Consider the following 17,837-nt stretch of genomic DNA (forward strand, 5'->3'; position numbering starts at 1 on the left):
GCGCTGGAAGAACGACCGCACCTCCAGTTTCATCTGGTCTCGGGTGAGGATAGTTTTAGTCGGCGAGGGTACGTTTGAGGTCGGCGTTGACCAGTTCGTCGGGGTTTGAGATGGGAGCAGGCCCAGGGTGCCGTCAAAGTCATGAAATGACCGCTTGACCTGGCGACCTCGGGGTGTGTCGCTGGCGCGGACACAGCATCGCCTCGGTGATGATCATGGTTCCTACACTGATCGCCGAAAGCTGTTGCTGTGCCCGCATTGTCATCATCGCTGGCTGCGGCCGCCGACGCCACCCCGGGGTCCGCTCACCGCGGATCCGGCCGCCGATGCCGCCACGTCCATCGTTGCTTTCGGTTCGCTGGAAGTCCTGGCCGCCGTGCCCGATCCACGTCACAAACGCGGAGTCCGGCACCCGCTCGCCACGGTTCTGGCCGTCGCGGTCACAGCGACGATCGCCGGAGCCCGTTCCTACGCCGCGATCACGGACTGGGCCCACGGCGCCGGCACGGCAATGATGTCGCGCCTCGGCCATCACGACCCGGCACCGTCGGAGCCGACGATCCGACGGGTGTTGCAGCAGATCAGCGCCGATGGTCTCGACGAGCTCGTCGGCGCGTGGATGTGGTTATCGACCAGCATGATCGATGGCCGTCGCGTCATCGCTTTCGACGGCAAAACCCTGCGCGGAGCCCGCGACACCACCGGTGACCTGCCGCACCTACTCGCCGCGCTGTGTCAACGCACCGGTGTCGTTGTGGCCCAGATCGCGGTCGGTGCGAAAACCAACAAGATCTGCTGCCTGCGGAGACTGCTCACCGTTCTCGACCGGGCCGACGCCGTCGTCACCGCCGACGCCATGCACTGCCAGCGAGAAACCGCCGAATCGATCCGGGCAGGCGGCGGCCACTTCATCCTCACGATCAAAGGCAACCAAGCCCGGCTCCGGCAACGGGTGAAGCCTTGCCCTGGAAAGACATTCCCGCACTGGCCACCACGACCACGACCGCGCACGGCCGCCGCGACACCCGCACCATGAAGATCGCCGCCATCGGTGACGGCATCGGATTCCCCGGCGCCGAACAAGTCCTGCGGCTGCACCGCACCCGCACCCGCACCCACCGCAGCGGGAAACACACCCGGGAAACTGACTACGCGGTCACCAGCCTCACCGCACTGGATGCCACCGCCGAACAGATCGCCGGATGGTTGCAAGGCCACTGGCTGATCGAGAATCAACTGCACTGGGTCCGCGACGTTACCTATGACGAGGACCGCTGCCGGATCCGGACCGGCTCGGGCCCACAGGTCATGGCGACCCTCCGCAACACCGCCATCAGCCTGCCGCGCCTCGCCGGCCACACGAACATCGTCGCAGCGACTCGCCACTACGCTCGCGACATCAACCGGCCCGCCGAACTATTACCGACCTGCTAAAATCCGACTTTGACGGCACCCTGGGGCAGGCCAGGGCGGCGTCAAAGTCTTGAAGTGACTGTGTGAGCAGCGGTCTCGTGTGTCGTTGAGGGCGGGCACGGCCGCTTTCAGTGATGATCTTGGTTACCACACACAGGACCATCCGAAGCACACCTGCAACGTTTAGTTCTATGTCAATAGCTCCTTGTCGGCCCCCGGCGCTACAGTCGGCCCATGACGCCTCGACCGGGTGGGTTCCCAGAGGAAGAAGCTTTCGGCACGGACCAGGTGTGGCTTCCCGAGCAAGCCACTGGCAGACACGGAACAATTCGGTCCTCTCTGCCGCCAGGGCCTGAACGAGAAGCCCTGCTGCAAGAGATCATGGCATCCCTCAGAGAAAAGGCCAGCGACACGACTTCGCTGGTAGCCGAGCTTCGAGATCTTCTGGCGGGTAAGGATCTAACACAGCTGATCAATGCCGTAGCGGTGCCTGCAACTATGTCTCTCATCCCTGATGTGGGCTCTGGTGCACTCGATGACGGCCCCCATACGTGGAACTGGGCTGCCAAGATCGAATACCTTGTGGGTATTGCGCTGTCCGTGGATAGTTCGGGGACCGAAAATTCTCCCCACGCTGTCGTCGAGCAGGTCGTAACACTAGTTGGCGCCATCTTCGAGGCGGAAGAGGCTCGAATCTTTATAAATTCGATAGATGAAGCCGATCACGGTGAAGCCGAACTCGGGTTCGCTCGTATGCAGCTGCAAATGGAGCACCTGTCCGATCGAATGCCCGGGTACGCGATCCACATGGAGAAGATCGACACCGAGGTTTTCAGTCGGCACCGTCAGTATTATATCGATGCCTGGGGATTCAACCCGGCCGACGTAATGCGGATTACTAGACAGCATTCACAAGCAGTACGAGAGCGGTTTTCCACCGCGATAGCCACTCTTCGAGCAAGTATTGATGCGGGCGATGATGCGGATTTCTCGGCCATCGTTGATGGCTTGAACGCGGCAAGCATTTGGACGGCCGAAGCGATTGCAGAGACGACTGATTCTGAAATCGGCGAGATGCAGGCCGTGCTGGAATTCTTCTCCACAACCTACGGATGCCAGCCAGACTTCCGTTTGCCAGGTGATGACAATATCGTACGGAAGCGACCGTGCATCACCCTCGGCAACGGACAGTATCTGGTCCCAGATCCGTGGGCATTACCTACAGCACTCCATGACCGTTTGGCGACGGAGACCAAGACGGCAACCTATGATCCCGCCAAATACCATAAACATCGACAAGATGCGCATGAGCGGCTGGTGGAAGCTACGCTTACGCGCATTTTTGGTAGGGGAATGTCCATGCAGGTCAGCACTACACTTCAAAGACTCGCGGCGAAGGTGAGATAGATGTACTCGTCTCAGCCGAATGGCCGCTAGTCGTAGAAGCCAAAGCTCACAGTCTGACTGAGGCTGGTCGGCGAGGCAGGCGCGACAGGGTTATCTCGCGGGTGGATGACATGCTCGGGAAGGCCCTTGATCAAACCGACCGAGCGGCCACCTATATCCTTGATGAGGATGGTCGAGCATTTTCTTTGAAACAGCGTGGCAAAATGCGTGAGATTTTGCCAGCGGACGTTTCTGGCGTGACGTCAATCGTCGTGACGTTCGAGCGCATGGATCCAATCGCGACGTATGGTGCAGCTATTGCGGGTTCAGTCAAGCGTCCAACATGGGTTCTGGGGATAAGCGATCTTCTTATGGTCGCCGATCTCTTGCCGAATCCGGCAGCTTTTCATCATTATGCACGGCTACGAGCCGCGATGTCTGACGATGGCGTGATCGCGGCCTGTGAGTCGGATGTGCTTGGCAGCTACTTCTATGACCGCGTGCAACCCGTGCTCGCCCAGGAGAGTGACGGACAAGTCGTGCGTATAGTCGGTTATTCCAGCGGGCGAATAAATCGATACTATTCGAATCGCGAAATGGAAATAGCAGCCGCCGAAGCTCCGACAACTGGCGTGCCTTCCAATGTCGCCGTCGCATTGCGCGCAACCAGTGATAGCGCCGGTTGGGCTCAATGCGCAGAGGTGGTTATGTTGCTGGAACCAGCTACCTGGACCAAGTGGAAACGCTTCGCGCGCCGACACAAAGGCAAAGGAGAATTCAAAGCCAATGAAAGACTTACCATTATAGCCTGTGACGGCCAACCATTTATTGAGTCGGTCGATGGTGTCTCCCGGTTGGGAGTGAATCGGGCGGGTGAGTCGAGCGTAAAGGCGCAGCACGGGTGAACGGAACAGCTGCATGAGTAGGTGACGTCTTGACCTGATGCTCCTATTCGTGTCAACCGGCGGTGAGCCAGCGGCGATAGCGTGCTGCAAGGAGGGAGTCGGGCCGTTTGCCTCACCCGAGTTCGCTGAGCCTGGCGGGCTCGGCGCCGATACTCATAGCAGCATGGACGAGGGACGCCCCACGTTGATGTCGCAGCGCCCTGAGATCGGTTGCGCCGGGGACCGGTTGCGGGTGCGCGATGAGGTGGAACGCTTCTCTCGCGATCGCTCTCTTCAGACACCGCAGGATGTCCTTCTTCGATTTGCCAGTCGCGCGTAGCCGTTCGGCGTAGTCGCGGGTGCGGGGGGTCGTTGGACAGGCGGACGAGCGCGATCTGGTGCAGCGTCCAGTTCGCTTGGCGGTCGCCACCGCGGTTGAGCCGATAGCGGCGGGTTCTCCCCCCGATGATGCTGGGATCGGCGAGGTTCCGCAGAGAGCAGCGAACGACGCTTTAGAACGGAGCCGCTGCGGGTTCGCCCAGCGGTCACCAGCATTGTATGTCGTCGTCGAGTTCGGCGATTTCCATGCCGAGGTAGTGGTGACGACGGGCGAGCCGGCGAAGTGTTCGAGCGGTGGCGGCCGCGACGGAATCGGTCGCGGCTCTTGGGCGGGTTGCTGCCAGTGATGCGAGCAGTTCCCTATCCGGCAGGTGTGCCCAGCGCTGCTTGCGCGGCTCCGGGGCGGTGATCAGCAACGACTTGATCTGACGGATTGCAGCGACTCGCGCCTTGATCGCCCTGCGGCGGACCGTGAGCAGCACTCGGATCTGCTCGACCATTCCGTCGCCGGATTTGGCGATGGGCAAGCCGTCGGGATCGGCCAGGACCTGCTCGGCGGCCGCGTAGGCGTCGAGTGGGTCGGACTTTCCCTGGCGGCGCTGTCTCCGCCGTGGCCGGATGACCTCGCGGAATTCGATCGCTTGGCGTCGTCAGGAACCGGGCGCGCCCGGCGCCGTAGGAGCTGGTGCCCTCGACGCCGATCATCTGCACGACCCCCGAAGGTGGCGACGAAGTCGACGAGCGCTCGACACCCGGCCGGACTCGCGGGAATCTCGATGTCTCCCAGTCTGGTTCCGGTCAGTGAACACACCCGGGACCGCTGCACGAGTTGATGACCTTGTGGCCTCCGTTGTCTCCCTTACGATGCACTGCCAAGGTCAGAGGCCGTCGTCCCAGGAGCGCCGAGGAAGCCGGAACTCCGCGGTCGGCAGCCTGGCGCTCCCGCCCATCGCTACCGGCCTGGCGTGTACGCCGCGGTGCGCGGGGGGGCGGCCCAGCAACGCGCATCCATCGACCGCATTCCGCAGGCGATGGCGACTGCGTCCACCCGAGTAGGCGGACGCAGCCTGGCCTCACCACCTGAGCAATTATTACGCGGTCAGAGTAGCCCGATGGGAGTCAGGATTTCGATCTGAGTAACAACAATTCAGGCCGGTCTACCGAGAGAGGACAACCATACTCGCGGTGGGGTTAGCTTGCCTATTTCTATATTGTATATCTCATGCCCTTCGCGCACAGTGTAGTTCTCGTGCACTCTATCTCCCGCTGGATGATATTTCGCATGTAGCAGAAATTCATCTTTGGCGATTCCACCGAGGAGAAAGAGTCGTTGCAGCGGGAATTCATAGGAGGCGAAGAAGTAGTGTTCCACAGGCTCTTCGGCGTGCTTGGCGGTGATCTGAGCCGTATATCCCATCCGAGGAGGACCCTTCCGCTTCACAGTCTTCATACCAATCGGGGTATTGCCGATCAAGAAGTCTGCATTTCCAGCGACTCCTTCTTGTATCCACTCGATCGGGAGGGTCGTATTCCTTATAGCCCAGCCATAGAAGCACAGTTCCCCAACTTCTCCAACCCACCTGAGGTCACTGGCTCTCTCGCTGTATATGTTCCCGTAAAGCCTATCCCGTTCCGCTCGGATACTCTTAGCCCTGGAAATAAACTCTTCACTAACATCGCCGACCACAAATCGATCCACCTGCCGACTCCGACTCCAATTCAGCTACCGAGTTGCGGGCCGCCCTTATGAATACCCATCTCGACTCATACGCACATTGAGACGTGCGATCGAAACTTACGCGTACGGCCCCAGGAAGCGCTCACCGTTGAAATGGATCAGGTGGGTCGGATCCTCTGCACACCAAACTTCCGTTTCCCATGCGATCTGAGTCAGATACTTCCTCATCTCTTTGCGGTCAGGGAAGCAGGAAACAAAGACCAAGCCGGGGGTTGCGGAGCAGAACAGGGCAGCTAGCTCAGCGTGCCGCTTGGAGTCGACTGGCCCGTGCGAATTAGCGGCCTCCATCAAAACAAGCCATTGCTTGTCCGCTAGATAGACGACCAGATCCGGCATTTTGCCGTGCGCATCGAAAGTTACGCCGAGTTCAGCGAACCGATCCTTCTCGAAGACGACGAATTTGTCACCAGAGTCCCCGACGTACAGCAGTTCCGCCCCGGGGGTAAAGAGCGAACAGAATTCTTCCGTCATCAGCTTGATGAGCGGATTCTGGCCACCCGGCGTCAAAAAGAATTCCCTACCATCCGTGCTAACAACCGGGATCCGGTTCATCTCTCGGGCCGCTGCGTATTGCTTCTTCAGCCCAGGGACTTGCTGACGGTAGGCGTCGAGACAAGAATCAAACTCCGGGGTTCCGAAGGCCCAGATCACCTTGAGCGCTTCGGTGGTTACCTGATAATTCCATTTTGGCGAGTTGATCGGCCTGTCAGGCCGGTCTGCGTTCTCCACCACAAGCAGCGCCTGTACAAACTGGTGAAGCGTTTGTCGACGGACCGTTTCCCTGGTGTTTGCCGCATAGTCACGGTCGTACTCATCGCGCATCCAGTCCATGATTGCTCGGGTACCGAGCATCGGGTTACTGGCCGCGTGCCACGGATCGGAGGCCCGAAGACGGAGTAATGCCAGCAAAGTCAGTGCTGACCGCTCATTAGAACGCTCGTCATCCATACCAAGGGCATCGAGGAGCATCCTTGCTTCACTGACCCTGTCAGAGATGCTGTTCACACAGCACTGTGTACCACATCGAGGGCCTTCTGGACGAGCGCATCGATTTCACCTTGCTCTGGGAGCCGTTGCGGGGCAAGGGAACCCAGCCATGACAGCACCTCGCAGTCCGGAAACCTAAGAGTTCGCAGGTCAGTTGCGTTCACCTGCGTGTGTCCAGAGAAGGTTCGAAAGAACTTGTCGACGAGCGAGGAGTTGAGCCACATGGAAAGGCCGAATGCCGTGTCTCGGTCCACGCCCGCGCCGTCACGGTGGAAGACGTTGACGTGGTTCTCAAACGCAACCGGGCCAGGGTTCTGTTCCGGCGACCACACCGCAGCCACGATGCGGCGGCGCTCTTCCTTGGAGGAGAACCGCTTGACGATGCAGTACCAACCCTCCGGGACCAATAATCTTTCATCCTTGTCGGTCATCGGCGAGAACCACTGAGGCTTCCGGATCTCACGCGGCCAGCTGACCATTCCGTCACGGATGTTGCCTGGGTAGATCAGAGGAGTCGCTGACTCGCACGGTTCGGTGCGCAAACATTCCTTTGAGCGAAAATCGACAACACGACCAGTCGACACAGTCATCCCGAGGGTGCTCAAACTATCAGGAAATGACAACATCTGCTCAGCGACTTCGGTGTCTTCGTCGTTGGCGGCAATGCGAATAAAGCGATGGGGGTCGCTGGGATGCACGACTTCCGAGTATGAAACATCGCGGTGCGCAGCGTCGTCTTCATGTCCGTTGCTGGTAGACAGCGTCACGCGGCCACGAGAGCCACCCTTTGTGCCGGAGAAGATAACATTCTCCTGCAGAACACCTGTATCTGCGAAAACAGTCGATCGAGACTCGAAGACATGAACTCTATTAAGCGCGAGCTCATCAAGGAGAAACCTGCGAAAATCGCCGAAATACGGGCCGTTACAGAACGATCGCGGAGTAATCGCGACAAGCTGGCCCCTTGGGTTGAGTGCGGCAGTTGCGAGCGCTAGGAACGCTGCGTACAAATTGGGTGCGTCCACACCCACACTCCGCACGGCAGCACGAGCCGATGATGATGCGGCCAGCTTCGCGTACGGCGGGTTTTGTATCACTAAGTCAAATCCGGTGAGCCTTTGGTCAGCATCCAGTCCGGTGGATTCTGCGATGTAGTCACCGACAATGAAGTCGGCGCTGACTCGGCCACGGCCAGCGTCCCTGCAAATATCAAGCGTGTTCGCCAGGTAGGGTGCCACTGTGGAGTCACGCTCAACTGCAACAATATGGACCGATAAACCCGGACATTCTTGAAGTATCCGTGCCACAAGCGCAGCGGTCAGCATTCCCGAGCCAGCACCGGGATCAAGGACACGGATGTGTCCACTGCCCGGCAGTGCGGGCATCTTTGCGATCAACGATGCTGCCCGAGACGGGGTGAAGAACTGACCGAGCGCCTCCTGACTCTTCGGGTCCAGCCCGGAGAGCGCGGCTACTCGGTTCCGTTCAGCGATGGCCAGGATGTCGCGGGACATCCGCTCATCATGCCCGACCCTAGACGATGGGTCCAAGCCCAGGGCATCGGGCACACCCCCAAAGACAATTGCATCAGTCCGAGGGCCGGGACCGATCCGAGGTCGGTTAACTCCTGATCTCAGACTGTCAGGTCCGCTCTGCGAGAAGATGCACCACCGCGCCCAGCCGCCACGGCCCCGTCCCGGGTGCGGGGAACGACGGGGCTGCTGCACGATGAGGTGACAGTGGTTACGCAGCCTGTCGGGCTGCTGTGGTCATGATCGTTTCGAACTCCACCGGGGTCAACCGGCCGAGTCGGGTTTGACGTCGGCGGCGGTGGTAGGTGCGTTCGATCCAGGTCACGATCGCGATCCGGAGTTGTTCGCGGGTGTTCCAGCTGCAGCGGTCCAGGACGTTGCGTTGCAGCAGGCTGAAGAAGCTTTCCATCGCCGCGTTGTCCCCGGCCGCACCGACCCGGCCCATCGATCCGACCAGGTCGTGCCGGTTCAACGCGTGGACGAAGCGCCGGGAACGAAATTGCGACCCGCGGTCGGTGTGGACGATGCAGCCGGCGACCTCACCACGACGGGCGACAGCATTGTTCAACGCCGTCACCGCCAGCCTGGACTTCATGCGCGAGTCGATCGAGTAGCCCACGATCCGCCCGGAAAACACGTCCTTGACCGCGCAAATATAGAGCTTGCCTTCGCTCGTCCGATGCTCGCTGATGTCGCTGAGCCACAACGCATTCGGCCGGTCTGCGGTGAAGTTGCGGTTGACGAGGTCATCGTGGACCGGCGGTCCCGGTCTTGTGGTTTTGCTGCGGCGGGGTTTGCCGAACACGCTCCACCACCGGTTGGCCGAGCAGATCCGCCAGGCGGTCCGCCCGGTCATCGATTCCCCCGCCTCGGCGGCTTCATCGGCCAGGAATCGGTATCCGAACTCGGGGTCGTCGCGGTGAGCGTCGAACAAGGCGTTGGATCGATAGGCCTCGGTCAGTTCGCTGTCGGTGATCGGCGCGGCCAGCCAGCGGTAATAGGGTTGGCGAGCCAGTTTCAACACCCGGCACGTGACCGCCACCGCAACACCCTCGGCGGCAAGTTCTTTCACGAGCGGGTAGAGCCTTTTCCCGGCAGGTTCGCCTGCGACAGATACGCTGCCGCCCGGCGCAAAACCTCGTTCTCCTGCTCGAGCAACCGGATCCGGCGCCGGGCCTCACGCAGTTCAGCGGACTCGCTGGTGGTGGTCCCGGGCTTCACGCCGTCGTCGATGTCGGCTTGACGCAACCATTTGGTCAACGTCATCGGATGGACTCCGAAATCGGCCGCGATCTGTTCCAGGGTCACGCCGTCTTCACGGTTACGGGCGACGCGAACCACGTCGTCACGGAACTCACGCGGGTAGGGCTTGGGCACGATGACATCCTTCCAGGCATACCCTCCGGTAAGCCAGATCGATGTCACCTATCAGTGCAGCAGCCCCGACGGATGACATCCACTGAGGCTGGCGATAAACCCGCTCGACAACGCGCGGCAGACGGTGTTGGATATTCTGCGGAGTTCTCTGCACGCACCAGCACAAGCACGCCGTAAGAGCGACTTTGGGAGGCGGATCCCAGCGTGACCATCGACATCAACTGCCCCGATTGTGGTCTGCTCGACTGCGTCCAGAGCGTGCCCGCATTATGTGCGGGTGGTACCTCGACCTCTCTCGCGGCGGGCTCGTACTCGGGTGTCGCTTTTTCGTCGGCTGGGTTCATGCCGGCCGTCGGGACCATGACCGTCGACCGCACGCACACGTCCTCCCTGGCGGCCAGCTTCGCCCTCGCTCCGGCCATGCGTGCGACGAGTCGGTTGACGCGGGTGGGTTGGTTGTTGATGATTCCGGCGGTGCTGGCGTTGCCGCCGTCGATCGGGTCTGTGGTCATGGAGGACCCTGATGTTCCTCGCTGGGCAGCGGTAGTCGTTGCACTGTTCTTCGTAGGTGCGCTCGCCTGCCCCGGACTGCTGACATTGGCCGTAGCCAGCGGTCGACGTCGCATCAATCGTCGGATCGCGCGCGGCCGCGGGCGTGCGCGCCCGGTGTGGCAGGCCGGGTTCTATTGCCATCGATGCGGCTCCGGATTCTGGCCGCACTCGCCCGCTCCGGGTATCCCTGCCCGTCAGGCGCTCACGCCTCAGCACTTTCGGTGGCATGTGTGGCAGGCCGGTGGCTACGCCGCGTACTGATCTCCTCGTTCCGCCGTTGGCTTACTCACGCTGATCAGCGGGTGGGGCACCCCTGAACTTCAGGCACATGGCCGACCGCGTATTGCCCGTCGTAGCCGCCGCGATACTTGCAGCTCACCGATAGCAAATACATACCGACCGGTGTGATCGGCTAGTGTTCAACAGGTGCATTTCGAGGTCGGGTCGTTGATCAAGGTCGTCGCTGGCGGCGTCAGCGTGTTCCGGGTACTCGAGATCGGTGTCGACGGCAACCCGGATATGGCGTTGGTGCAGTCCGTGGAAGATCAGCCCGGCGTCTACCCGTGGCGAACCGATTTGTCTCTGGCGGTGCCCGCCGATCTTCCACCCTCTCCGAGATAGTCCGGCGAGCCGCCAGCGAAACCGCTGGGAACGAGTCAACCTTGTCCGCCGCCGTCCGTGTGTGTGGGTCACTCGCTGTTCTGCTGGGGTACTCCTGGTTCGTCGGGCAGGTCCTCGCGATCGGATACTGCGATCGCTGTTCGAGGGTGCGCTGCCGGTGACTGCGACGGCTCGGTCCGCGCGAGGGTGAGGAGTTGTCGGGCCTGCTTGGGGGTGATTTCGAGCAGGTTGGCGACATCGTCGTCGGTGTGGCCGGGTTGGTCTCGAATGGTTCTGGCCGCGGCGGCTTGCTCTGCGCGCAGCGCCGCGATGCGCGCGTCGGCCTCGTCTTGGACGACGCCGATGCGGCGGCGTAGCTCCGCGGTCTCGTCATCGCGTTCGGTCTCGCACAGGGTGATCGATTGCCACGCCGCGAGATAGCGCCGCACCGCGGCCGTGGTGGCGCGTTCTCGCTCGCGCATTTGCTCACGGCGCTGGCGCACGCGCGCTCGTGATCGTTCCAGTCGTTGAAGGAGTTCTGGTGATCGATCGGCTCGTGGTCGTGATGTGCGTGGCGGGCGGCGTGAAGTCATAGCTGACCTCCAAGGGCGTTCGGCCAGCCCGCTCGATCCTCCCTCGGCGATCTTACCCCGCTCGATGCTTGAGCACCGCCCCTTGATTGCCGTCCCCGCTACCTCGTCTACCTCGTCCTGCTTCCTCGTCCCCTTCGAACGCCGGCCCGGAGTCCTGCTCCGGGTCGGCGTTCTGTCATTTCTGGAAGGTGCTGTCATGCCTCATCCCGTTCTCGTGGTGAATCCGACATGCGTGGTGTGTCGCCGCGCCCGCGCCGGCGACTTGTACGTGCTCGACGAAATCGCTGGTCAGTGGCTGTGCCCGAGTTGTGTGTTCGAGGTGCCGCGCTGTGATCGCTGCCGCGGATTGACGCGCGAGCCGATCACCACCTCGGAGGATCAGCGGCTGTGCCGGTCGTGCGCGGCGGGGCTGGTGGGGTGTGTGTCGTGCCGGGCGTTGACCGCCCCGTCGTTGCGCACCGACACCGGCGAGTTCGTGTGCGCCCGGTGCGCGATGGTCTTCTTCGATCGCTGCTTCAGCTGCGCGCGCTACAGCGACGCCAGCCGCTACCTCTCCGGTGGCCAGCGGGTGTGCCGACGGTGCGTGACCGGGTTCGAGTCCTGCCCGGACTGCCGAACCTTGCTTCGTGCTGGCCGGGCGTGTGATTTGTGCGCGCGCCCGGATCGGGTGTGGAACTACAGCTTCAAGCCAGATCCCCGCTTCCACGGCGACGGGCCGCTGTTCCTGGGGTTGGAGCTCGAGATCATCGTGCCAGAGCACTCCTACGCCGAGTGCGTTGCCCTGGCGGCCGAAGAGCTGGGTGGTCTGGGCTATTTGAAGCAGGATTCCTCGATCCGGCCCACCGGGTTCGAGCTGGTCACCCATCCGATGTCCTACGGGTACGCGATCGAGCGTTTCCCGTGGTCGCTGCTGGACGCTCTGGCCGAGCGCGGGTGTGAGACCGACTCCACGGTCGGGTTGCACGTGCATGCCAGCCGCGCCGGGTTCGCCTCACCTGCCCATATCTATCGCTGGTTGAAGCTGTTGTACCGCAACGAATCCGCTGTCGCCCGGCTGGCCCGGCGGCGTTCGCATTACGCGCCGTTCGACGTGCTCGCCCGGGCGAAGGCCCGCGATACCGCCAAGAGCCATCAGCATGCACTGGGGTTGGACCGGTATCAGGCGATCAACCCCTACCCCCGTCACACCCTCGAGCTGCGGGTGTTCGCCAGCTCGCTGGACGTGCAGTGCGTGCAGGCAGCGCTGGCGTTCACGACCGCCTCGATCCACTACACCCGCGATCTGCGGGTCACCGATGTGCGTGCCGGGGCCTGGGAGTGGACGCGGTTCGCCGCCTGGGCCGCCGCGCAACCCGCCTATCGGCCGCTGGTCGCGGAGATGGAGGACTTGGCATGTGCCTGCTGACCTACTACCCGCCCACCGTCGTCCCGGATCCGATCGCCTTGTTCTACGGCGCGGGCGCGAACCCGCACGGGCACGGCTACGCCGTCCTCACCGGCACCGAGATCATCGTCGGTCACGGTATGGCAGCCGAGTCGGTGATCGAGGAGTTCGTCGCCGTGCGGGCACGTCACCGCCACGGTGCGGCGTTGTTCCATTCCCGCTACGCCACCCAAGGCGCCCGGGAGCTCGGCAACTGTCACCCCTTCCCGCTCGGCGGGGATCGGCGGACAGTGTTGGCGCACAACGGGACGCTGCCCAAGCGGGTGCATCCCCGGGCCTACGATCCGCGCTCGGATACCCGGATCGCGGCCGAGGATTATCTGCCTGGTTCCCCGTTCGGGTCGATCGACACCCGACGTGGGGCGCGGGGGCTGTCGCAATGGCTGGGCCGCAGCAAGCTGGTGATCCTGACCGTCGATCCCGCCTACCAGCAACAGGCATACGTGTTCGGTGAGCAGGCCGGCATCTGGGAGGACGGGATCTGGTACTCCAACACCAGTTACCTCCCGCCGGCCCGGCGCTGGCCGGGAAAGTACCGATACCTGTGCGGATACTGCTGGCGTTTCGACGTCTACCGCACCAGCCGGTACTGCGGTGACTGCGGCTGGTGCTTCGCCTGCCGCACCCCGGTCCCCGACTGCTCCTGTCGTCCGCCGCGGCCCTGCGAACCCGGCGCAGACATCTCCGGCCCGACTGTCGGACGGCATCGTCACGCAGCTGTCTCCTCACTGACCCGCCCCTGATTCTGCCAATTCCCGCAGAGCCCCGCACCAGCTGATTCCCGTCGGTGCGGGGCTTTTCTGTCCCCTTTGTCCGAAAGGTCGTGATCATTCATGCCTGCTGCCATCCTGGCCGACACCGCATGTGAGGAGTGCTCCCTTCCCGTTGCGGCGATCGCGCTGACCGAGACGGTCGAAGGCGACCGATTGTGCGTGTCCTGCCTGTCCGAGGTCGCGTGCTGTGACGAGTGCGCCACTCCTGCCCGGGAGCGGCGTCTGACAGTGGACGGCACGTGGTTGTGCGGTGAATGCCGTATCGGCTGGCACCGCTGTCAGGACTGCGACCACCACACCCGCGACATCACCGCGATCATCAGCGGCAACGACGTGTGCGAGGACTGCCGCGACCGCTACAGCACCTGCGACGACTGCGGCGCCTACGCCGCGAACACGGTCTACGTCGATGACGGCGACCAGGTGTGCTCGACCTGCGAATACGACAACTACCACGAGTGCGCCGACTGCACCACGCTCATTCTTCGCACCGATTCCTACTGCAGCTCGTGCGAGCACTCCTCCAGCGGACATCCCCATATCCACGACTACGACTACAAGCCCGCCCCCGTCTTCCATGGGGATGGCCCGCTGTTCCTGGGGCTCGAGCTGGAACTGCAGGCCCCCCGCCATGTTCTCGACGAGGCCGCCGACACCGCCGTCGAGCACCTCCGAGGGCTCGGCTACCTGAAGGAAGACGGATCGATCCGGCCGTGCGGGTTCGAACTCGTCACCCACCCGATGTCGTATGCCTTCGCTCGCGAGCAGTTCCCGTGGTCGCTGCTGACCCGGCTGCGGCTGCTCGGCGCTTACACCGACGACGGTGTCGGCATCCACATCCACCTCTCCCGAGCGGGGTTCACCTCGCCCGGGCACATCTATCGGTGGCTGAAGTTCGTTTACCGCAACGAAACGCCTGTCACCGCCTTGGCTCGGCGCAGTTCCAGCCAGTGGGCCGAGTTCAGTCCCGACGCCCGGGCACGTGCGGCCGACGACGCGAAACGCACCTATCGACGCGATATCTACATTCCGCGCTACGAGGCGGTCAACGTCCGCCCCACCACCACTTTCGAGCTGCGGATATTCGCCAGCTCGCTCAAACCACAGCAGGTCAAGGCCGCGCTCGCCTTCGCCGCCGCGTCGGTGGAGTACACCCGCCACCTCACCGCAGCTCAGATCGCGCGGCGTCGCGGCTGGGAATGGCCCGCGTTCTGCGCCTGGGTCGCCAACCGACGTCCTGCCTACGCCCCGCTGCTCGCCGAAATGGAGGCCCTGCGTTGTGCATCCTGACCTTCCTCAAACCCGGCCACGCCCCTGACCTCGACGCCCTGCACCAGGGAGCGCTGGCCAACCCGCACGGCCACGGCTACGCCGTCATCACCGGCGCAACCATCACCGTCGGACGCGGTATGGACGCCGCCAGCGTGCTCACCGAATTCGCCGCCGTCCGTGAGCATTTCCCAGAGGGCCCGGCATTGTTCCACTCGCGGCTGGCCACCCACGGCGTGCGCACGATCGACAACTGCCACCCGTTCACAGTCGGTGGTGATGCGCGAACCGTGCTCGCCCACAACGGGATCCTGCCGGCCCACGTGCACCCGGCCCCGGGAGACGACCGCTCCGATACCCGGATCACCGCCGAGGACTATCTGCCGGGCCGGCCGTTCGGGTCGCTGGACTCCTGGGCCGGACGCGAACGGCTCGAACGCTGGCTGGGCAGCGACAAGATGGTGCTGCTCACCACCGATCCCGCCTACAAGCACTCGGCGTACATCTTCAACGAACACGCCGGCATCTGGGACCAGGGCTCCTGGTACTCCAACACCAGCTACCTGCCCTACCAGCACGATGGCTGGTACGACCTCGCGGGCTACTGCCTCAACTGCGGAGAACCCACCGACATCGCAGAGGACGACTCGGAGATCACCGGCCCGCACTGCCCCTGGTGCGGATTCTGCGCCGACTGCAGCCTCATCTTCCCCCGATGCGTCTGCCCCGCCGTCGACGGCACCCACCGCTACGCCGACATCCTCGACCTCGAACACACCTGATCTCCTTCCTGGCCACCACGCACGAGACAGCCATGGCTGGATAGCGCCGCCACCGGATGCGTACTTCGCTGCTTGGTGTGCCCCGCCTCGCGCCCCGCCAGCCGTTCGCTATCCGGCCGCCAGGTTCTCTCGTTTCCCCGACTCCAGGAGTAGACGATGACCGACCCCCTTCAGCCTGATCCCACAGTCGTTGCGGAGGGCCCCGAACAGCGGTTCCTGCAGCAGGTTCTGCATCACCTCGACCGCGAGTTCGGCGACGACACCCACCTCGAGCACCTCGGACACGCCCGCGACCTGCTGCGCCGAAGGAACACCGTCCTGGCCGAGACCGATGCCGACACCGTGCGGGAGTCGCCGATGGCGGTCCTCGGGGCCGAACTGCATCGCGCGCGACGCACCGGCGCACTGATTTCGATCCGCACACGCGGCGGCCACCGCTACCGGGCGGTGCGGGTCGAGGCCGTGCACCGCCACCACGCCCGTCTGACCAGCCACACCCATCAGGGTGTGTTGCTGCCGCTGGCGTTCATCGAGTCCCTCCATCACCTCGACCAGGAACTCCCGCAGTGAACGCGGGTCCGCAGGATGGCGCTGCACCCCTGCCCCGAGCGGAAGTCCCGACCGTGCTGCTGGAAAGCCTCACCGGCTATTTCGCGTCAGTGCAGCAGCTGCTGGGCGCCGGACAGGTGATGGCTCGCCTCCTCGGCGGCGACCACCTGGTCGTGTTCGCGCAGATGCTGGCCGAGCACGAACGCCACGACCGCGCTGTGCGGCTCACTCACCGCGCTCTGCTCCAGCACGCCGAGCCCAGGAACAGGGGCGACGGTGAACACTGACGCCGACCGCTACCTCGCCCGGGTAACACTCGCCCCGGCCTACGCCCGCTACACGCCCGAAACCGCCGCGCCGAGTAGGCCGGTCATGATCGTCGGCTACCACGCCGCGTTCGCCTTCCACCCCGCCCCAGGCACCGCTCTGGCCGCCTTTCCCGGCATCGACCTCGCCGGCATGACCGCGAGCAGGTTGGCGCTGATGGGGCTGGTGCGCATCGAACACGCCACCGAAATCCTCACAGTGCACCGCGACGGCAGTACCTCCACCGAATGGAACGACACCCTGTTCAACCGGCTGCCGCACGGAATCACCTGGTATCTGACGCCCGCCGAACCCGACCCGATCACCGGACGGCCCCGCACAACGGCCCGACGCTGGGCCGCCGGAAGGCACCGAGCATTGCTGCCGCGCTCGGTCACCACCCAGGTCCCCGGAGCACCCGCCACCGTGACCATCCATGACCACGACCCCCACACCGGCCGCCGCTGGTCACCCTGACCCTCACCTGCGTCCCGCTCGCGGTCCCCGGCACCTGAGCGGCGCCCGCCGGTTCCGGCGACCGGCCGGTTGTGACGCACAGCCGTCGCCGTCATCCCTTCAGGCTCTATCGATTCGAGGTGGTCATGACCGATCCGAACACCCGAGCACACCGCATCGACCGGATGCCGATTCCGATCCGGCTGGTCGATGCTCCTACCTCCCAGGGCATGGTCGTGCCGTTCGTGACCTTGGCCCACCGTGACCGGTCCCGCCCGGTCTGGGGCAAGCTCGACCCGACCCGGCTGCGGGAAGTGTGGCAGCACAAGCTGTGCCAGATCTGCGGGGAGCCGCTCACCGACCCGGCCGTGCTGTACCTGCGGCCCGCGGACTATCTGCGGGGCATCGCGGTGGAGCCGGGCCTGCACCCCGAATGCGGTCTCTATTCCAGGCGGGTCTGTCCGATGTTGTCCGGGGCAGTGGACCGCTACAACCCCCACCCCACCTATCACCGCTGCACCGATCCCGCCTGCACATGTGCCCGCTGGATCGAACCCGAACCTGCGCCCGGTGAAGCTGTACGCGACGGACAACCCGCCGAAGCCTGGTACGAGGCATGGATCGCCCTCGCTGATTACGCGATCGTCTCCGACCCCGGCACCGAGAACACCGCACCGGCCACCGGCATCGATCTGCAGCCCTCGTCGCGGATCCGCCGATTACGCCGCATCCGCGATGCCGCCCCCGGTGCGCACACCCTCGACCTGCTCGCCGCGCTCATCGCCACCCGAGCCCTGTTCACGAGCGTGGATGAACCGGAATGAACACCGCCGGGCAATGGCTACCGGCGGTTCAGT

At 63.5% G+C, this 17,837-nt stretch carries 20 protein-coding genes; 13 read left to right on the top strand and 7 right to left on the bottom strand.

What is annotated here, in order from left to right; genetic code table 11:
* The first annotated feature begins 175 nt into the window (after positions 1–175).
* The 4 genes from NS3_RS30350 (at position 176) to NS3_RS29115 (ending at position 3,704) form a co-directional block, all read left to right on the top strand.
* On the top strand, positions 176–1,036 hold the full coding sequence (locus tag NS3_RS30350) for an ISAs1 family transposase (RefSeq protein WP_281205608.1): 861 nt from the start codon (positions 176–178) through the stop codon (positions 1,034–1,036).
* On the top strand, positions 1,033–1,434 hold the full coding sequence (locus NS3_RS30665; protein WP_280491294.1) for an ISAs1 family transposase: 402 nt from the start codon (positions 1,033–1,035) through the stop codon (positions 1,432–1,434). Before NS3_RS30350 ends, NS3_RS30665 begins: the two co-directional genes overlap by 4 nt.
* A gap of 213 nt (positions 1,435–1,647) precedes the next feature.
* Complete coding sequence (locus tag NS3_RS29110) at positions 1,648–2,820, top strand: hypothetical protein (RefSeq protein WP_157101342.1); 1,173 nt, start codon at positions 1,648–1,650, stop codon at positions 2,818–2,820.
* Positions 2,821–2,921: 101 nt separating this feature from the next.
* A complete protein-coding gene (locus NS3_RS29115; protein WP_157101343.1) occupies positions 2,922–3,704 on the top strand; it encodes a hypothetical protein in 783 nt (260 codons plus the stop codon).
* A gap of 524 nt (positions 3,705–4,228) precedes the next feature.
* Here NS3_RS29115 and NS3_RS14655 read toward each other — a convergent pair.
* The 5 genes from NS3_RS14655 to NS3_RS14670 form a co-directional block, all read right to left on the bottom strand.
* Positions 4,229–4,660 carry an IS110 family transposase gene (locus NS3_RS14655; protein ID WP_084495534.1) on the bottom strand — a complete coding sequence of 144 codons (432 nt, stop codon included), beginning with the start codon at positions 4,658–4,660 and terminating at the stop codon, positions 4,229–4,231.
* A 509-nt stretch (positions 4,661–5,169) separates the two neighbouring features.
* The gene (locus NS3_RS28485; protein WP_084495536.1) at positions 5,170–5,721 is read right to left on the bottom strand and encodes a hypothetical protein; all 552 of its coding nucleotides are present in this window, start codon (positions 5,719–5,721) and stop codon (positions 5,170–5,172) included.
* A 96-nt stretch (positions 5,722–5,817) separates the two neighbouring features.
* Positions 5,818–6,765 (bottom strand): BsuBI/PstI family type II restriction endonuclease, encoded by a 948-nt coding sequence (locus tag NS3_RS14660; protein WP_218018238.1) that lies wholly within the window; start codon positions 6,763–6,765, stop codon positions 5,818–5,820.
* Positions 6,762–8,261, bottom strand: coding sequence for an Eco57I restriction-modification methylase domain-containing protein (locus NS3_RS14665; RefSeq protein WP_067859772.1), 1,500 nt, complete (start codon positions 8,259–8,261; stop codon positions 6,762–6,764). Before NS3_RS14665 ends, NS3_RS14660 begins: the two co-directional genes overlap by 4 nt.
* Before the next feature lie 229 nt (positions 8,262–8,490).
* Positions 8,491–9,656 (bottom strand): IS3 family transposase gene (locus NS3_RS14670; RefSeq protein ID WP_157101344.1). Its coding sequence is split into 2 segments (ribosomal slippage): positions 8,491–9,369 and positions 9,372–9,656, totalling 1,164 coding nucleotides; the frame shifts between segments, so codons are not numbered across the junction.
* A 204-nt stretch (positions 9,657–9,860) separates the two neighbouring features.
* Here NS3_RS14670 and NS3_RS29120 point away from each other — a divergent pair.
* Both NS3_RS29120 and NS3_RS14680 read left to right on the top strand, forming a co-directional pair.
* Positions 9,861–10,469: a hypothetical protein gene (locus NS3_RS29120; RefSeq protein WP_157101345.1), complete on the top strand. Its 609-nt coding sequence runs from the start codon at positions 9,861–9,863 to the stop codon at positions 10,467–10,469.
* 165 nt (positions 10,470–10,634) lie between these two features.
* The gene (locus tag NS3_RS14680; RefSeq protein WP_067859779.1) at positions 10,635–10,829 is read left to right on the top strand and encodes a hypothetical protein; all 195 of its coding nucleotides are present in this window, start codon (positions 10,635–10,637) and stop codon (positions 10,827–10,829) included.
* 68 nt (positions 10,830–10,897) lie between these two features.
* Here the strand turns inward: NS3_RS14680 and NS3_RS14685 are convergent, their stop codons facing one another.
* Complete coding sequence (locus NS3_RS14685) at positions 10,898–11,290, bottom strand: hypothetical protein (RefSeq protein ID WP_067859781.1); 393 nt, start codon at positions 11,288–11,290, stop codon at positions 10,898–10,900.
* A 307-nt stretch (positions 11,291–11,597) separates the two neighbouring features.
* On the opposite strand from NS3_RS14685, the gene NS3_RS30070 reads away from it, so the two are divergent.
* From NS3_RS30070 to NS3_RS14710, 5 genes are all read left to right on the top strand, one after another.
* Positions 11,598–12,806 (top strand): amidoligase family protein, encoded by a 1,209-nt coding sequence (locus NS3_RS30070; protein ID WP_245649626.1) that lies wholly within the window; start codon positions 11,598–11,600, stop codon positions 12,804–12,806.
* Positions 12,794–13,588, top strand: a complete 795-nt coding sequence (locus NS3_RS14695) for a class II glutamine amidotransferase (RefSeq protein WP_157101346.1) — start codon at positions 12,794–12,796, stop codon at positions 13,586–13,588. Before NS3_RS30070 ends, NS3_RS14695 begins: the two co-directional genes overlap by 13 nt.
* Positions 13,589–13,678: 90 nt before the next feature.
* Positions 13,679–14,908 carry a hypothetical protein gene (locus NS3_RS14700; RefSeq protein ID WP_245649627.1) on the top strand — a complete coding sequence of 410 codons (1,230 nt, stop codon included), beginning with the start codon at positions 13,679–13,681 and terminating at the stop codon, positions 14,906–14,908.
* Positions 14,896–15,669, top strand: a complete 774-nt coding sequence (locus tag NS3_RS14705; protein WP_067859783.1) for a class II glutamine amidotransferase domain-containing protein — start codon at positions 14,896–14,898, stop codon at positions 15,667–15,669. Before NS3_RS14700 ends, NS3_RS14705 begins: the two co-directional genes overlap by 13 nt.
* Before the next feature lie 156 nt (positions 15,670–15,825).
* Positions 15,826–16,239 carry a hypothetical protein gene (locus tag NS3_RS14710; RefSeq protein WP_067859785.1) on the top strand — a complete coding sequence of 138 codons (414 nt, stop codon included), beginning with the start codon at positions 15,826–15,828 and terminating at the stop codon, positions 16,237–16,239.
* A gap of 86 nt (positions 16,240–16,325) precedes the next feature.
* Here NS3_RS14710 and NS3_RS30360 read toward each other — a convergent pair whose 3' ends face one another.
* Complete coding sequence (locus NS3_RS30360) at positions 16,326–16,451, bottom strand: hypothetical protein (protein WP_281205616.1); 126 nt, start codon at positions 16,449–16,451, stop codon at positions 16,326–16,328.
* 43 nt (positions 16,452–16,494) lie between these two features.
* Between NS3_RS30360 and NS3_RS14720 the strand changes: the two genes are divergently transcribed.
* The gene (locus NS3_RS14720; RefSeq protein ID WP_157101347.1) at positions 16,495–17,001 is read left to right on the top strand and encodes a hypothetical protein; all 507 of its coding nucleotides are present in this window, start codon (positions 16,495–16,497) and stop codon (positions 16,999–17,001) included.
* A 125-nt stretch (positions 17,002–17,126) separates the two neighbouring features.
* Positions 17,127–17,804, top strand: coding sequence for a hypothetical protein (locus tag NS3_RS14725; protein ID WP_067859793.1), 678 nt, complete (start codon positions 17,127–17,129; stop codon positions 17,802–17,804).
* Positions 17,805–17,837: the final 33 nt, after the last annotated feature.

Source organism: Nocardia shimofusensis NBRC 100134, from assembly GCF_001613125.1.
GTDB lineage: Bacteria > Actinomycetota > Actinomycetes > Mycobacteriales > Mycobacteriaceae > Nocardia > Nocardia shimofusensis.

Excerpts from the sequence above, each read along its gene's own strand:
- NS3_RS14700 (WP_245649627.1), top strand. The coding sequence starts at position 13,679 with ATGCCTGCTGCCATCCTGGCCGACACCGCATGTGAGGAGTGCTCCCTT.
- NS3_RS14710 (WP_067859785.1), top strand. The coding sequence starts at position 15,826 with ATGACCGACCCCCTTCAGCCTGATCCCACAGTCGTTGCGGAGGGCCCC.
- NS3_RS30665 (WP_280491294.1), top strand. The coding sequence starts at position 1,033 with ATGAAGATCGCCGCCATCGGTGACGGCATCGGATTCCCCGGCGCCGAA.
- NS3_RS14725 (WP_067859793.1), top strand. The coding sequence starts at position 17,127 with ATGACCGATCCGAACACCCGAGCACACCGCATCGACCGGATGCCGATT.
- NS3_RS14695 (WP_157101346.1), top strand. The coding sequence starts at position 12,794 with ATGTGCCTGCTGACCTACTACCCGCCCACCGTCGTCCCGGATCCGATC.
- NS3_RS14665 (WP_067859772.1), bottom strand. The coding sequence starts at position 8,261 with ATGTCCCGCGACATCCTGGCCATCGCTGAACGGAACCGAGTAGCCGCG.
- NS3_RS14685 (WP_067859781.1), bottom strand. The coding sequence starts at position 11,290 with ATGCGCGAGCGAGAACGCGCCACCACGGCCGCGGTGCGGCGCTATCTC.
- NS3_RS30070 (WP_245649626.1), top strand. The coding sequence starts at position 11,598 with ATGCCTCATCCCGTTCTCGTGGTGAATCCGACATGCGTGGTGTGTCGC.
- NS3_RS29110 (WP_157101342.1), top strand. The coding sequence starts at position 1,648 with ATGACGCCTCGACCGGGTGGGTTCCCAGAGGAAGAAGCTTTCGGCACG.